Source organism: Candidatus Thorarchaeota archaeon, assembly GCA_013388835.1.
GTDB lineage: Archaea > Asgardarchaeota > Thorarchaeia > Thorarchaeales > Thorarchaeaceae > JACAEL01.
Window position 1 is genome coordinate 1 of the sequence record JACAEL010000120.1, and the last position, 1,139, is coordinate 1,139.

General features: G+C 43.4%; 1 protein-coding gene. It reads left to right on the plus strand.

The window, feature by feature from the left end; all coding sequences use genetic code 11:
- Positions 1–1,139 (plus strand): Ig-like domain repeat protein (locus HXY34_14280; GenBank protein ID NWF97301.1); only part of this gene is annotated, 1,139 nt, incomplete at both ends.

Consider the following 1,139-nt stretch of genomic DNA (forward strand, 5'->3'; position numbering starts at 1 on the left):
CATTTCTCATGAGAAAAGCATCTCTAAAGCTTCCATTCCTACTTCTGATATTTGCCGTTTTATTTGCGTTTTTGCATTCACCGATCTGCGTCAGTTCGAAAAGTTATGTCAGTTCTTATCAGCTTCTAGATAAGCCAGATGGGTCAAAATACTATAGGCTAAATGTCACAGTTCAGCAGTCTCTATATGAGTATTACGCCGAAAAAAGTCATACGCTATACTCAGAGAATGATTTCGCCAAGTTTGTAACGCCCCATGCTTTGAAGCCCATAGCTGACAGCCTCTGGAAAGTTTACTCAGACGACGAGGATTTTGTGAATGGAGCCTTAATGATTGTGCATCAGATACCCTACAAAGAGATTACGCCAGCTAAATATCCTGTGGAGACAATAATTGAAAACATCGGAGATTGCGATCTTTTTTCTTACATTGCTGCTTCCATCATAAAGGCTGGCGGTCTTGATGTCCTGCTTCTTTACTATGAAAGCGAGGCTCACATGAATATTGCTGTGCGTCTCTCGCATGTTCCACATGACGTACGGGGTCAAGCCTGCTTTGTAATGTATAATGATGCTTATTATTATATGGCTGAATGCACGAATGTTGGAGAATGGCAGGCTTCGTGGAGAGTCGGCGAATGCCCAACAGATTTGAAATATGCCTCTGCACAAAAGATAACTCTTGAAAACTGTGAGCAGTGGGCTCCTGGACAGGTTTCCGCGAGCTATGAAGCTCTAAAATCTTCGGCAATATCGCTGGATGTTTCATCCGCTTATCTCATACAAGAGAGTACCCTCACAATTTCGGGACAGCTTTCGCCATCGCTGCAAAACGAGAACGTCACAATCTATGCTAAAATAAACAATTTGCCGTGGATGGTTTTGGTCACTGTTGTGACGGATTCTGATGGGCGTTTTACGTATGTCTGGACTGTGAATTCTTCAGGTATATGCTCAATTCGTGCAAGCTGGTACGGAAATGACAATTACGCTGGAGCAGACAGCCCAACTCGAACTATAACAATCCTATCCCTGTTCTTCGTTCTGTTGTTGGCTGCGGTTATTGCTTTGGTTTGCGTTGGCATAGGAGTTCTCTTATGGTCACGGCAATCTCAACGTGAAATCCAAGAACCACAGCAA